10 protein-coding genes are annotated in these 14,775 nt (G+C 69.6%); 1 reads left to right on the plus strand and 9 read right to left on the minus strand.

Translation table 11 applies throughout. The features are described from left to right. Positions 1 to 71: 71 nt before the first annotated feature. Both IPK71_26210 and IPK71_26215 read right to left on the minus strand, forming a co-directional pair. On the minus strand, positions 72 to 989 hold the full coding sequence (locus IPK71_26210) for an alpha/beta hydrolase (GenBank protein MBK8217234.1): 918 nt from the start codon (positions 987 to 989) through the stop codon (positions 72 to 74). 50 nt (positions 990 to 1,039) lie between these two features. After that, positions 1,040 to 1,621 carry a sigma-70 family RNA polymerase sigma factor gene (locus tag IPK71_26215; protein ID MBK8217235.1) on the minus strand — a complete coding sequence of 194 codons (582 nt, stop codon included), beginning with the start codon at positions 1,619 to 1,621 and terminating at the stop codon, positions 1,040 to 1,042. Positions 1,622 to 1,705: 84 nt separating this feature from the next. Between IPK71_26215 and IPK71_26220 the strand changes: the two genes are divergently transcribed. After that, complete coding sequence (locus tag IPK71_26220; protein MBK8217236.1) at positions 1,706 to 2,350, plus strand: DUF882 domain-containing protein; 645 nt, start codon at positions 1,706 to 1,708, stop codon at positions 2,348 to 2,350. A 57-nt stretch (positions 2,351 to 2,407) separates the two neighbouring features. Here IPK71_26220 and IPK71_26225 read toward each other — a convergent pair whose 3' ends face one another. The 7 genes from IPK71_26225 to IPK71_26255 are packed head-to-tail and all read right to left on the minus strand — an operon-like array spanning position 2,408 to position 14,767. Next, the gene (locus IPK71_26225) at positions 2,408 to 3,814 is read right to left on the minus strand and encodes an alginate export family protein (protein ID MBK8217237.1); all 1,407 of its coding nucleotides are present in this window, start codon (positions 3,812 to 3,814) and stop codon (positions 2,408 to 2,410) included. Then, positions 3,814 to 5,190: an HD domain-containing protein gene (locus tag IPK71_26230; protein MBK8217238.1), complete on the minus strand. Its 1,377-nt coding sequence runs from the start codon at positions 5,188 to 5,190 to the stop codon at positions 3,814 to 3,816. Before IPK71_26230 ends, IPK71_26225 begins: the two co-directional genes overlap by 1 nt. Continuing rightward, a complete protein-coding gene (locus tag IPK71_26235) occupies positions 5,187 to 6,329 on the minus strand; it encodes an acyl-CoA dehydrogenase family protein (protein MBK8217239.1) in 1,143 nt (380 codons plus the stop codon). The genes IPK71_26230 and IPK71_26235 overlap by 4 nt, the downstream gene beginning before the upstream one ends. A gap of 58 nt (positions 6,330 to 6,387) precedes the next feature. Next, positions 6,388 to 7,242: an Hsp33 family molecular chaperone HslO gene (locus IPK71_26240; GenBank protein ID MBK8217240.1), complete on the minus strand. Its 855-nt coding sequence runs from the start codon at positions 7,240 to 7,242 to the stop codon at positions 6,388 to 6,390. 59 nt (positions 7,243 to 7,301) lie between these two features. Beyond that, positions 7,302 to 10,196: an excinuclease ABC subunit UvrA gene (gene uvrA / locus IPK71_26245; GenBank protein ID MBK8217241.1), complete on the minus strand. Its 2,895-nt coding sequence runs from the start codon at positions 10,194 to 10,196 to the stop codon at positions 7,302 to 7,304. A gap of 31 nt (positions 10,197 to 10,227) precedes the next feature. Next, a complete protein-coding gene (locus IPK71_26250; GenBank protein ID MBK8217242.1) occupies positions 10,228 to 11,928 on the minus strand; it encodes a hypothetical protein in 1,701 nt (566 codons plus the stop codon). A gap of 40 nt (positions 11,929 to 11,968) precedes the next feature. After that, a complete protein-coding gene (locus IPK71_26255) occupies positions 11,969 to 14,767 on the minus strand; it encodes a hypothetical protein (GenBank protein ID MBK8217243.1) in 2,799 nt (932 codons plus the stop codon). Positions 14,768 to 14,775 lie beyond the last annotated feature (8 nt).

Here is a 14,775-nt window from a genome sequence, read left to right on the forward strand (position 1 = left end):
GCCGCGCACGAAGGCAGGCCTCGAAGCCCTGAAAATCATTCAGGAATTCGAGGCCTTCCGCCATTTTGGGCTCAGGTACGCGCGGAGATCCACGCGGCCATCCCGGCGCACAGATCCCGGTACGAGGGCTCGTTCAGGATCTCGTGGAAGAGCCCCTCTTGGGGCGCCCAGGTTTTGTCCTCGTGGCCGGCGGCGTCGAAGAACCGTTTGCCCGCGGCCGGGCTCGCGACCTTGTCGCTCATGCCGAACATCTCGTAGAGCGGGACCGAGAGCGTGCCGGCGCGGGCGAGCACGTCCTCTTGGGCTTTTTGCGCTTCGGTGAACCAACGGGCCTTCGCCTGCTTGAACACGAGCGGGTCGGCGTCGTACGCGGCCGCGCGCGCCTCGTCGTGGGTGAGATCCCGGCCCACGAGGCCGCTCGGGAGGCCGAGCTTCGGCAAGACGCGCGAGGCGATCCTGCCCGCAAAGACCTTCACCGCCGGCACCTGGAGGGCGAGGCCGAAGAACGGGCCGGAGAGGAGGAGACCTGCGTACGTCCCTGGCGCGCGGAGCATGGTCGCGGTCGCCACGAGCCCTCCGAACGAGTGGCCGAAGAGGAACGTCTTTTTGCCACCGGCGCGCGCGTCGACGAGCTTCGTGAGCTCGGCGGAGTCGTCGAGGAAGTCGTCGAAGACGTCGCAGTATCCGCGCTCTCCCTCGGATTTTCCGTGACCGCGCAGGTCGAGGGCGACGACCCCGATGCCCGCGTCGTAGAGCTCGTTCACGACGTGGTCGTAGCGCGTGGCGTGATCGGCGTACCCGTGAAGGAGGCCGAGCACGGCCTTTTTTCCCTCGGGGATGCGCGCGCGAAAGTAGAGCGACGGCCTCCCGCCCTCACGCCCCTTGACCATTCCCTCCTCGAACGACTGAGCTCCCATCGCCTTCTCTATCTCCGCCGTGAGGCGGGCGGACGGCGTGCGCTCCGGGCCCGCGCCGGGCCGAGAGGTCACGCTCCGTGGGCACGTCCGGCTCGTACCGGCCCGTGAGCACCGCGGCGGGGCTATTTTGCCCGGTCGAACGCGCTCATGTCGAGGCCTTCTCGCTCGAGCTCGGCGCGCAACGCGGCGAGGGCGCGGGCCGCGCGCGACTTGATGGTCCCGAGCGGCACCCCCTCGCGCTCCGCGATCTCGGGGTAGCTGAGGCCCGTGTAGAACGCGAGCGTGAGCGTGTCGAGCTGGGCCTGTGGGAGCCGAGCGAGCGCGCGCAGCACCCTCTGACGATCGGACTGGGCCGAGACCTGCTCCTCGGGCGTCGTGGTGGGTACGGGGGGCTCGAACGCGACGACCTCGTGGGTGATCGCGCTCCTCCGCTCGCGGCGACGCGCACGATCGATCGACGCGTTTCGCACGAGGGTGACGAGCCACGCGATGACCGAGCCCTTGTCGCGCTGGTATTGCCCCGAGCGCTCGTGGAGGGTCACGAAGGCGTCGTGGAGCACGTCCTCGGCCTCGGCTCGATCGCGGAGGATGCGGAGCGCGATAGGGAAGAGAACCGCGGCATGACGGTCGTAGAGGGTGGCGACGGCGCCAGGATCTCCCCCACCGATCCGCTCCACGAGCTCCGCGTCGTCGTCCTCACGCATACCGCACGAAGGCTTCCAACCCGCGAGGCCGGCGTCAAGAAAAGACGTCCGTGATCGACGCTCGGTCGAGCTATCGTGCCCTCGATGGCGCACGACGGCTCAGCCCCGAGATGGCTCGTTCGCGCTTCCGTGGTGGTGGCGGCTGCGACAGCTTCGCTCTCCGTCGCGTCGCCGACCACGAGCGATCCCGGCGGTCCCCGAGCGGCCTCCGGGGCCCTCACGAAGGCCAAGGGGCTCGAGGATCCGCCGACGGCGAACGACGGACTGCTCCCCGACACGCTCCTCGGGACGCTCGTCCACACCCACACGAACGAGCACCTTCCCCTCGGGACTCGCCTGCCCGACGACGCGCGCTTCTCGGCGTTTTTGACCGACAACGTGACCGGCTCTTCTCACGCGCTCGATCCGCGTCTCCTCGGGCTCCTCCGCACCCTCGCGGCGGCTCACCCGCACGCGCGCTTCGAGCTCGTGAGCGGGTACAGGAGCGAGAAGCTCAACGAATCGCGAAGAAAAAAAGGACGTCACGTGGCGTCGCACAGCCAACACACGCTAGGACAAGCGATCGACTTTCGTGTCGTTCCACGAGGAGAGACGAAGGGCATCGACCCTCGCGCGCTCGAGCACGAGATCCGCGGCAGCGGCTGGGAGGGGGGCGTCGGTGTGTACACGCTCGGGAGCGACTGGTTCGTGCACGCCGACGTCGGCGCGAACCGCCGATGGAGCGGATGAGGAACGGAGTGCGGACACGCCCCGGCCGTCGGACGTGGCCACCCTCGTCGCGCTCGCTCAGGGGAGCTTCAGCCGAGTCTCGACGAACGCGTAGTGCGACAGTTCCCAGGGGTCCGGCGGCGTATCCGTCGCGACTGCCCTGACGTCGGAATCGGAGTAGAAGGACCGCGGTCGGAAGCTCCCCCGCGCGGCGGAGAGGACGAAGAGCGCGGCGTAGGCCGCCGAGAACGTGAGGCCAGGCAGCGGCTCGTACGACAGCCCGACGGAAGCCTCGTGGCCGAGGGGGACGAGCCCGCGTCGCGTCACCGCCCTGACCGGCTCGCCGTAGGCGTCGATCCACTCCGACGGTGCCGCAGCGAGGCGCGCGTAACGGTATCCGAGCTGCGCCTTGAAGTCCGTGGCCGGTGTGAGCTCGAGGCTCCCACCGAAGTCGATGATGTTCGAGAGGCCGAACAGGTCGAACCTCCCGTGCCAGCGCTGCGTGTCCGGGAGGAGCGGATCGAAGGTGCGCTGGGTCCCGTCTTCGTTTCGCCCCCCCGAGGCGTAGGCCGCCGAGATCCCGAGCGATGGCGCCCACACGATCTGCCGGATCTTTCGCTCGACGTGGCCCACGACGGCCTCGGCGAGCAGGTTCGAGCCGGCGCTCTTCCCACCTTGCACGGCCCCCTCGAAACCGTACGACCAGGCATCGTCGTGGCCCGCGACACGGAGGGACGAGGTCCAAAGCCCGCTGTCGGCCCGGGCGCGTTCCGCGAGGCTCGTGGGCAAACCGTACACATCCCGGCGACGGAGATCGGAGAACCGCGCAAAACCGAAGAGCTCCACACCGAGGAGCCGATGAAACATGTATCCCGCACGCACTCCCGCGAGCTGCGAGCCCGCGTACGAGACGTCGACCGCGTCCATCCGTACTGTCTCGGGCACGACGAGCAGGGCGGCGAGGGCCTCGAGCTCGAGATCCCCCAGCGTGAGCCGCGCGCGGAGGGCGTCGAGGGAGCGCCCGCGAGGCGAGAAATCGGCCACCCCGAGCAGCCGCCCCTCGCCCCACTCGACCGCCTGCCGACCGAGGCGCACGAAAGACGGCCTCGCCGAGGACGTGCGCGCCTCGAGGAACGCCTCGTACGGGCCGAACGGCGCCGGCTCGCCCGCCGTGGGAGACGCGAGGCCATTGCCGAAGATACGTGCATCTTGCACGGTCACCTTGGCCCGCAGCGCGTCGCGCTCGACCGCCACGCCGAGGCGCACGCGCGGGAGCAGCGTCCAGTGCACGTCCGGGGGCGGCACCATCTCGAAATCGGGGCGGAAGGCGCGGAGCTCCCCGCGCACCCGCACGTCGATCTCGGGCACGACCAGGGCGTCGCCCACGCGGAGGCTCGCGGGCGGCTCGGGCCCCTCGGCGCGCGCTTCGTGGCCGACCGCGAGCAGCGTGACGACCGCCGCGACGAACGAAAGACGCGGCGACATCACGCCTTCTCCGGGATCGCCCCGGACGCGACGAGCTCTTTGGCGCGCGCGAGGAGCCGCTCCCTCGTGTTGAGCGAAGGGTCGTTCGTGACGTCCTCGAGCAAGGCGGCGAGCACCTTCCCGAGCCCTGGCCCACGCGCGATGCCCGCTTCGTTCATGAGGGCGTGCCCGTCGACCGCGAGGTCCTTCGTGCTGAGCGCCGCCCCCTCGGCCAAGATCTTCGCCACGTGGGCCCTGAGGGCGAAGAGCGCCTCGAACGTCGGCTCCGTTCCGAGTCCCTTCGCGCGGGTGTCGGCCTCGTTCAACGCGAAGAGATCCTCGATGCGATCCTTGCCGACGCGCCGAACCCAGCGCCGCACCGCGGAGTCGGACCAGCCGTCGTAGTGGAAGAGGTGGTGGCGAACGAGGTGCGTGATGCGCTCGCGCTCGTCGTTCGAGAACCGAAGGCGCGTGCAGATGGGCGCGACGATCTCCGCGCCGATCCGATCGTGATCGTAGAACGTGTAGTCGTTCGTCTTCTCGCTGAAGGCGCGCGTCTTCGGCTTGCCCACGTCGTGGAAGAGCCCCGAGAGGCGCAAGATGGCGTCGCCCGGGCACGCGTCCATGCAGGCGAGCGAGTGCTGCCACACGTCGTACCCGTGGTACTTGTTCTGGCTCATGCCGACGCCCTCGAGCAGCTCGGGGCACGTCACGGCCAAAATGCCCGTGTCGCGCATCACCTCGAAGGCGACGCTGGGCTTCTCCGCCTTCATCGTCTTCATCCACTCGTCGCGGATGCGCTCGGGGCTCACCTTTTTGTAGGTGTCCAACGTAGGGGCGATCGCGGCCCGCGTCGCCGGATCGAGCTCGAAGCCGAGCGTCGCGCAGAAGCGTGCGGCGCGGAGGACCCGCAGGCCATCCTCCGAGAAGCGCTCTTCGGCCTTTCCGACGGCGCGAATCACGCGCCGCGCGAGGTCGTTCTGGCCACCGAACGGATCGATGACGGCGCCCGTGTCGGACGCGATGGCGACCGCGTTGACCGTGAAATCACGGCGCGCGAGATCGTGCTCGATGTCGCTCACGAAGTGCACGGAGTCGGGCCGGCGGCCGTCGGTGTAGGCGCCTTCGCCGCGGAGCGTGGTCACCTCGTAGTGCTGGCGGTCGAGCACCACCGTGACGGTCCCGTGCGCGATCCCGGTCGGGATGGCCCGCGGGAAGAGCTTCATGAGCTCGTCGGGCAGGGCGTCCGTGCACACGTCCCAATCCGACGGGGTCTTGCCTCGGAGCAGATCGCGCACGCACCCACCCACGACCCACGCCCGCTTCCCCGCGCGCGCGAGCACGTCACGGATGCGGAAGACGTGCGGGGGAACCTTGGAGAGCAGCTCTTCGCTCATCCGTAGCCTTCGGTTTTCGATATGATTTCATTCATGATTTCGCGCGTCCCGCCGCCGATGGGGTAGAGCCTCGCGTCCCGATAGAGGCGCTCGACGAGCACCTCGCGGACGTACCCTGCGCCGCCGTGGATTTGCACTGCGTGATCGCACACGAAGCTGCACGTGTCGGTGGCGACGTTCTTGGCCTTCGCGGCGAGGGAGGTCACGTCCTCGCCGCGGGCGTAGCGCATCGTCACCTCGGCGGTGAGCGCGCGCGCGGCCGCGATGCGGCTCGCCATGTCGGCGAGCTTGTGGCGCGTGACCTGGAACCCCATGATCGCTTTGCCGAAGGCCTTTCGGTCTCGGGCGTAGGCGATCGACTCGCGGTAGGCGAGCTCGGCGATGGCGACGCACTGCCCGGCGAGGAAAATACGCTCGCTCGCGAAGTTCATCATGATGGCGTAAAAGCCCATGTTCTCTTCGCCGACGAGGTTCTCCACCGGAACGAGACAATCCTCGAAGGCGAGCTCGGCGGTGTCGGACGCCCACCACCCCGTCTTCTTGAGCTTCTTCCCCACGGTGAAGCCTTGTGTGCCGCGCTCGATGACCAGGAGCGAGACGCCGCCGTGGCCCGGGCCGCCGGTGCGCACGGCCGTGGTGACGAAGTCGGCCCGGCAGCCCGAGGTGATGAACGTCTTCGAGCCGTTCACGACGTAGTGGTCCCCCTTGCGGACGGCCGTCGTGCGGAGGCTCGCGACGTCGCTTCCGCCGCCGGGCTCCGTGATTCCGAGCGCCGAGATCTTCGCTCCGGCGAGCACGGGCCTCACGAATTTTTCGCGCTGCGCGGCGGTCCCGAGCTTCACGATGGGCGGGAGCGCGATGCCGTGGCTGCCGAGCCCGACCACCGTTCCGACCGAGTGGCCACCGAGCACGAGCTCCTCTTGGGCCACGAGCGTGTGGGTCACGTCGCCGCCGGTGCCGCCGACGTCCTCGCCGTAGCCGATCCCGAGCACCCCGGCGCGTGCGGCCTCGCCGTAGAGCTCCTTGGGGAACTCCTCCGCCTCCTCCCACGCCGTGGCATGGGGGCGAACGTGGGTCTCCGCGAAGCGGCGCACGTTCTTCCGGAGCTCTCGATGCTCGTCGTTCTCGAAGAGGTACATGTGCCGACATCGTACGGAAGATCTCGGCCCTCGCGCGCCAAATTCGCGGGCGCGAGCGTCAGTTCGAGTCGAGGAGCCCGCGGAGCTGCTCGGGCGCGAACGAGTACTCCTTTCGGCAGAACTCGCACTCGATCTCGAGCATGCGCCTGTCCGCGAGCAGCGACTCGATGTCCGACTTCGGCAAAGTCGCGAGGCTCGCCGCGAGGCGCGTGGAGCTGCAGTTGCACCCGAACGCGATCCTGCGCTCGCCCACGCGCGTGTACGCCATGCCGTAGAGCGTCTCCGAGAGCAGCGCCTCCGGCGACGCGGCGCCACGCGCGAGCAGCGGCACGATGTCCTGGAAGTCTTTGAGGCGCTCGGTCATGACCATGAGCGGCCCTTCGGCGAAATCGGGGAGGATTTGCACGAGGTACCCGCCCGCCGCGGCGACCTCGCCGTCGACCATGTGCGTGCCCACGGCGATCATGGTCGTGATCTGCTCCGAGTCCTGCATGTAGGCCATGAACGCGCCGGCGATCCCGCCGTGGCCCGCCACGCTGACGACCCCTTGATGGAGCGCGCCGTTGTTGAGGGTCCGCGCCACCTGCATCACGCCCTTCTCGTTCACCGAGAACCCCTGGGCTCCCTGCGCGAGCTGCACGAGCCCGCGCGTCGTGCCGTCGGGGTGGGCGTCCGCGACGAGGCGGGAGCGGCCGTCGTCGCCCTGGAGGATGCATTGTACACGCAGCTCGGGGGACATGCTCTCGCGCACCAGGATGGCGCCCGTGAGAAAATCGGCGAACGTTCGCCGGAGCGCGGACGCTGGCTTCTGGGCCGCGAGCGCGTCGCGGACGGTGCTCGTCGTCTCGAGCGCGATGACGCGGAAGCTCCCGTCGTCTGTGATGGCCCGGAGCACGGTGTCGGAGGAGTCCATGGACGTTCGAGCCTAGCAGCCAAGGCGGCGACCCAACAGATCGAGCTGAGAGCCGACCGTCAATTTTTCTTTAGTTTCGTTGCTTTAGGAGACACCGCTGCCTTCGCGAGCGTACCCTTCAAGAAGCGCCCGGTCGACGACCCCGCGACGGCCGCGATGGCCTCGGGCGTCCCTTCGGCGAGGAGCTGACCGCCCCCGGCGCCCCCTTCGGGCCCGAGGTCGACGACCCAGTCGGCGCACTTCACGACGTCGAGGTTGTGCTCGATGACGATCACGGTGGCGCCGCGCTCGACGAGGCGGAGGAGCACGGCGAGGAGCTTGCGGACGTCGTCCGGGTGGAGGCCCGTCGTGGGCTCGTCGAGGACGTAGAGGCTCCGCTGGGCCTGCGACTTTCCGAGCTCGCGCGAGAGCTTGACGCGCTGGGCCTCGCCGCCCGAGAGCGTAGGGGCGGGCTGGCCGAGGAGCATGTACCCGAGGCCCACCTCGGAGAGCGTCCGAAGCACGCGGACGAGGGCCGGGAACGCAGAGAAGAGCTCGATGGCGTCGTCGACCGAGGTGCGGAGGACGTCGGCGATGCTCTTCCCCCTGTACTTTACATCGAGTGTGGCCTCGGAGTAGCGGAGCCCTCGGCAGACCTCGCACGGCACGTACACGTCCGAGAGGAAGTGCATCTCGACCTTCACGGCGCCGTCGCCTTGGCACGCCTCGCAGCGCCCCCCTTTGACGTTGAACGAGAACCTCCCCGCGTCGTACCCTCGGGCGCGGGCGTCCGGGAGCTGAGCGAAGATCTCGCGGATATGATCGAACGCCTTGGTGTAGGTGCTCGGGTTCGACCGCGGCGTGCGCCCGATGGGCTGCTGGTCGATCGCGACGACCCGCTCGACGTGCTCGAGCCCGTCGATGCCGTCGTGGTCCCCGACCGAAACGTCGGAGCCATGGAGGGCGCGCGAGAGCGCCGGGAGTAGGATTTGCCCCACGAGCGAGCTCTTGCCCGCGCCGCTCACGCCGGTGACGCACGTGAGCACGCCGAGCGGAAAACGCACCGTGACGTCCTTCAGGTTGTTTTCGCGCGCGCCCCGCACGACGAGGGCGGCCTCCCACGACCTGCGCGCTTCGGGCAACGGGATGCGCTTGCGGCCCGAGAGATACGCGCCGGTGAGGCTCTCGGGGTTCTTCTCGAGCTCGGCGGCCGTCCCCTCGGCGACGACACGGCCCCCGAGGTGCCCCGCACCCGGGCCGAAGTCGACCACGTGATCGGCCGCGCGCACGGTGTCCTCGTCGTGCTCGACGACGAGCACGCTGTTTCCGAGATCGCGCAACCTATGGAGCGTCTTCACGAGGCGCTCGTTGTCGCGCGGGTGGAGGCCGATGCTGGGCTCGTCGAGCACGTACATGACCCCCGAGAGCTCGCTCCCGAGCTGGCTCGCGAGCCGAATGCGCTGCGCCTCTCCGCCCGAGAGCGTGGGCCCCTTTCGCTCGAGGGAGACGTAGTCGAGCCCCACGTCCAACAGGAACCCGAGCCGGCTCCGCACCTCCACGAGCGCGGCCTCGGCGACCTTCTTCTTGCGTGCGTCGAGCACGAGCTCCGACACGAAGGTCGCGGCGTCGCGGACGGGCATGCGGCACAGATCGGCGATCGACGTGCCTCCGAGCTCGACGGCGAGGCTCTCGGGCCGGAGTCGTTTTCCCTCGCACGCTTGGCAGGCGCGCTCGCGAAAGAACTTGCGGTAGTGCTCCCGCTGCGACTCGCTCTTCGTCTCGTGGAAGAGCCGCTCGAGGTGACGCACCACGCCCTCGAAGCGCACGCCGAAGGTCCCGTGGCTGCCGCTCCCTTCTTTGCCCCACGTGACGGCGAGCTTCTGGCCGTCGATCCCGTAGAGCAGGATGCGCTTCTGGGCGGCGGAGATCTTCTTCCACGGCGTGTCGTGGGACACCTTGGCCGCCTTCGTGGCGGCTTCGATGATGCGATACACCCACCCGTCCTTGCGGCTCATGGCGGAGGCCCACGGGACGATCGCGCCGCCGGCGAGGGAGAGCTCCGCGTTCGGGACGACGAGGCCCGGATCGACCTCGAGGCGCACGCCGAGCCCCGCGCACGCCGGGCACATGCCGAGGGGCCCGTTGAACGAAAACGCCTGCGGGGAAAGCTCCGGGTAGCTCGTGCCGCAGCACGCCCTGTGCGCCGAGAAGCGCCGAGGCTCGGGCTCTCCGTCGACCGCGACGAGCACCTCCCCCTTGCCCTCCCGAAGGCCGACCTCGAGCGCCTCCGCGAGCCGCGCGCGGTTCGACGCGTCGACCGTGACACGATCCACGACGAGATCGATCGTGTGCTTCTCGTTCTTCTTGAGGACCGGGTGCGGCCCGTCCAACCGTTTCGGCTCACCCCCGACGATCACACGGAGAAAACCGCGCTTCTGGAGATCCTCGAAGACGTCCTTGTGCTCGCCCTTTCTGTGCTCGACGAGCCTCGCGCGCACGGTGACCTTTCTGCCCTCGAGCGTGCTCGAGGCCTCGCGCGTGACCTCGTCGGCCGAGCGCGCGCGCACCTCCTTGCCACACGTCGTGCAGCGCTGCGTGCCCGCGCGGGCGTAGAGCAAACGAAGGTAGTCGTACACCTCGGTGATGGTGCCGACGGTCGACCTCGGGTTGTGGCTTCCGCTCTTCTGCTCGATGGCGATCGTCGGCGATAGCCCGCGGATGCGGTCCACGTCGGGGCGGTCCATTTGGCCAAGGAACTGCCGCGCGTACGGCGACAACGTCTCCACGTAGCGGCGCTGGCCCTCGGCGTAGATCGTGTCGAACGCGAGGCTCGACTTGCCGGAGCCGCTCGGCCCGGAGAACACCACGAGCGCGCGCTTCGGGATGACGAGACGGGGGACGTCGAGGTTGTGCTGACGTGCCCCCTCGACGACGAGGACGTCGAGATCGGGCGCCGAGGCGCGAGATGAACGCATGTGCAGGTGGTAGCACGTCGGCGCGAGGCCGTCACCGCATGAAAATGCGCTCGACCTCGGCGAACCCCGGGAGCGGCACCTTCACGTTCCCCTCGAAAAAGAGGCCGTAGAGCTCGTCGTAGAGGCGGTCGAAGGCGCGCGCGGTGAACGCGTCGAGGAGGCGAACGTCGAGCGGCGCGCGATCGTCGATGCGAAAGACCGATGGTGTCCGGGTGGCGGTGCGGGCCTCGACGGGCGCGGGCATGGTGAGCGAGAAGCCCGTAGGTTTTTTCGGCCACACCTCGAGGGTCACGTCGAAGCGGATCTCCGCGAGCGTCACGACCTGCCCCGAGGCCGTCCGCGTGGCCGGCTTGTCGAGCGCGTACCGAACGCGGATCCCGGGGCTCCCGTCGGCGAGCTTCTCGGCCACGTGCCGGACGTCGAGCACCGACCGCGGGCACACCTCGGAGAAGATCACGGCGAGCGCCCGCGCCGTCTCGCGTTCGCGCGCCTCGAGGCTCCCTCGCAGCGCCGGCGATACGGCCATGCCCGTCGTCGCGCGCTCGAAATGGACGCCCAGATGGGCGGGACCGCCGACACCACGCCTCGCCTCGTCGACCAGCGCCGTGAGCAACGGGAGCGCCTTCCTGGACGTGGGCGCACGTGCCGTGATGGCGCGGAGGCACTCGGCGTGCGCCGCGTTCCACTCGGCGGCGTCGCGGGGCTTCACGAACCCCGGAGGGTCGTGGATGGGCGCGCCCACCGTGGCGACGAGCAGCGCCTCATTTCGCGCGATGCGCTCCTTCGTCGCGTCGAGGACCGCGGACTTTCGGCGTTCCATCGCCCGGCCACCGAGATAGAGCTCGGCCTCCCGCCGCCGGAGGCCCCCTGCCGCCAAATACGCACGCATCGCCTCGTCCGTGTCCGCGACGAGCGCGTGCTTGAACCGGATACGATCCGAGAGCTCGTTCGTCGCCGAGTGGGCGCCGCGACCGAACAAGAGCGCGAGGAGCGCCGCGAGCGCGAAGGCCCAGCCCACCCCGGGGACCTTCGCCGGCTCGGCCGCCACCTCGGCACGCGAGAGCGCTTCCGTGCTGCGCGCCGAGAAGAACGGATCACGATCGAGAGCACGCGCGAGGTCGTCCCCGTACGAGAGCTCTTCGAGGGTCCTCTGGGCCTCGACGAGCGCGTCGTACGTGCGCTCGGCGTGCGTCGTGCTGGGCATCGGGAACGCGACCTCGTCGCCCGCCTCGAAGGAGAGGACGAGCCGAAGCGACGGCCCGTCGCCGACGACGCCCACGTCACGGACGGAGCCGAGCGGCGTGAGCGTGAGCACGCGCCCGTCGAACACGAGGAGATCGAGCGGAAGCAGCACCTTCCCGGGATCGAGGGGAGCACCGCCACGCACGAGCCACCGATGACCGACCGCGGCCGCCAGGAGCGCGAGCGGGAGCGCGACGAGCGCGTAGAGGAACATGGTCTCGCGAGGTTGAACGTGCGACCACGAGCCCACGACGAGCGCCGCGAGGCCCAGCGTCCCCGCGACGGAGCCGAGCACGAGCGCGCGGTAGAGCCGCGAAGGGCGCCGCACGTCGATCGCGATGGGCGCTGGGCGACCGCGGCCATCGAGCGAGCGCGCGAGCCGCTTCTGCACCTCGACCGGGAGCTTCCTCCAAATGAAACGACGGGGTGCCCCGGTGTACGGACCGGATGGCACCCCGAACGAGCCGAGCTTCCCTAAGGAGCGGTACACGGGACGAGCGTAGCAAACACCCGCCCCGCGCCTACCATGGCTACTTCGCGCGGCGGCGAACGCGGGCGACGAGCGCGAGGCCCACGAGACCGAGCGCCGCGAAGGCCCCCGACGCGCCCTCGCCACCGGCCTGGCTCGCCGAGCAGCTCACACCACCGCCTTCGAGCGAACCATTGTCGTTGCGGAGATCCACGGGAGCAGCCGCGTCGACCGGAGGAACGGCCGCGTCGACCGGAGGAACGGCCGCGTCGACCGGAGGAACGGCCGCGTCGGGCGCCGCGTCGGGGCCCGCGTCCGGAGGGGGGTTCTGGCACGTGCCCACGGCGTTCGACGTGGAGCTGCACACCTTGCCCGACGGGCACCCGTTGCCGCCCGTGCCGCGGCATCCGTCTTTGCAGACCTTGGCGTCGCACACACGACCACTCGTCGTACCACCGCAGTCCGTGTCGGTGTTGCACGCGCCCGTCGCGACGCACTCGCCCGAAGCCAGGCACTTCGGAGACGTCTGCGGACACGCACGTGGCCCCGCCCCGCCGAAGTCGCCGGTGCACGGTCCGCAGCCCGTCGCCGTGGAGTTCGGGAGCTTGTCGAGCTTCATGAGGTAGGCGTCGCTCGTGCCGCCGCCATACGTGGGCTGGGCCACGGTGCCGATCTGCGGGATCGAGCCCGACGCACCCCAACCGGCGACGTATGCCGTGTCGTTCGCGTCGACGAGGATCTGAGAATTTACCTCGCCGAAGGGCGTCAAGTACTCCCAGCCGCTCCCGTCGGTCTTGAGCATCCCGAGCAGGCCCTTGTCGCCGGGGCGGCCGCAGCCGTTCACCGTCGTCGACCCGAGCGTGCCCGTTCCCGCGACGAACATGTTGCCCGCGGCGTTCACCGCGACGTCGTAGACGCCGTCGAGGCCGTCCTCGCCGAAGAGCCGCGAGAACACACGCTGCGTGCCCGTCGCGTTGAGCTTGATCACGAACCCGTCGAACGCAGGCGTCGTGCCCGGTCGGCTCACCTGCCCGGGGAAGTTCGTGGAGGTCGTGACACCGCCCACGTAGATGCTCCCATCGGCGCCGACCGCGACCGACTGGCCCATGTCGTTCTCGCTCCCACCGACGTACGTCGAGAAGCCGAGGGTGGCCGTCCCGCCTTGTGCGTTCAGCTTGGTGACGAACGCGTCGCCGTGGGGGAGCCCCGCCGTGGCGCCGCCACCGTAGGCGGGCTGGAGGACCCCGGCCGTGGTGGGGAAGTTCGTCGACGAGGTCGCGCCAGTGATGACCGGGTTCTGGTTCGCGTCGAGCGCGAGATCGAACGGGTACTCGCCGGAGCTGCCGCCGAGGTAGGTGCCGAAGGTCGTGTTCGACCCGTCGGGCACGATTCGCGCGATGAACAGATCCGCGTCGTCGGGGTTCCCCGGGTTCGCCTTCGTGGCTTGAATGGCGCTCTTCACCGGGAAATCGGCCGACGCCGTGTGACCCACGATCCACGCGTGCCCCGTGGGCTCGATGGCGATCATCGCCCAGTACTCGCTCGACGAGCCTCCGACGAAGGTCGAGTACTCGAGGGCGTTGCCCGCCGCGTTGAGGCGGCTGAGCGTCGAGTCGAGGGCGCCGCCGAGGGTCGTGTCGAAGGCCCCTGCGGTGGTCGGAAAGTCGGCGGAGGTCGTGGTCGTGGAGACGTAGGCCCGACCCTGCGCATCGACCGCGCACGTGCGCATGGAGCCCGTCTCGAAGCCGAGGAACGCGTCGGTCATGAGCTCGTCGCCCGAGCCGCCGAGGTAGGTCGAGTAGAGGACCTGCGAGGCCGTCGGGTTCAGCTTCGTGACGAACGCGTCGCGCCCACCGCGGAGCGTGTCTTGCCCCGGAAGGTTCCCGTTCTTCGGGAAGTTCGCCGACGTGGTGGATCCCGAGAGATAGAAGTTCCCTGCGGAGTCCCGCGCGAGGCACGTGATGCGCTCGGCTCCTGCCCCACCGAGGTACGACGAGAACTGGACGAGCGGGTCGATCACGAGCGTCTTGGTCGCGTCGTAGTCGCCGAGCGAGAACCGAACCGTCGACCCCGAGACCACGTACGACGCGGCGACCTCACGGCGGGCCCCGTCGACGACTTGGTACGCCACGGGGGCCTTCAGCACGAGGCTCTCCCCGCCCACGCCGACCTCGAGATCACCACCCGCGCGACGCACGACACGGGTCGCGCCTTCGAAGCCGAGGGTGACGACCTTCGGGTCCGCTCCGGGGCGAACGACGAAGTCGTACTCGAGCGCGTGGTCCTTTCCGCCGTAGTAGACGGCGTCGATGCCCGGGTAGGCGTCTGCCGCACGAACACGCTGGTACCGGGGTACGTCTTTTTTGTGGGAGGGCGCGGCGCCCACGAGGTAGTTCGCGCGGCCCGGGAGCTCGTCGTCCCCGACGACGGACACCGCCGGAGACGCGCCGAGGAGCTTCATGCGGACCACCGAATCCGCCGCGCGCTTCGGGGAGGACTCGACCTTGGTCTTGGCCTTGGCCTTGGCGCTCGACGACGAGGCGCGCTTCGGGGCCTCGGTCATCACGAACACGGCGCTCGCGTCGTTCGTGAGGAAGACCGTGGAGCTTCCCCCGCGCGACAAGAACGCGACGTCGGGATCGGTTTGGCCGACGTTGCGCTCGAAGGCGACGGGGAGACCTCCGAACGGACGAGGGGCCTCGGCGGCGGTCTTCGGCTCGGTCTTCGTGGCCTGCCCGGTCGCCCCCGGGGAGCGCGAGCAGGCGACCCCGGAGAGCGAGGCGGCGGCGAGGAGTGCGAGCACGAGCGCCGAGCCGCGGGCAGCACGACGATGGACGAAGACGGAGCGAACGGTCGACATGAAGATCC

It is taken from the genome of Myxococcales bacterium (assembly GCA_016712525.1).
In the GTDB taxonomy this organism is placed as follows: domain Bacteria; phylum Myxococcota_A; class Polyangia; order Polyangiales; family Polyangiaceae; genus JAAFHV01.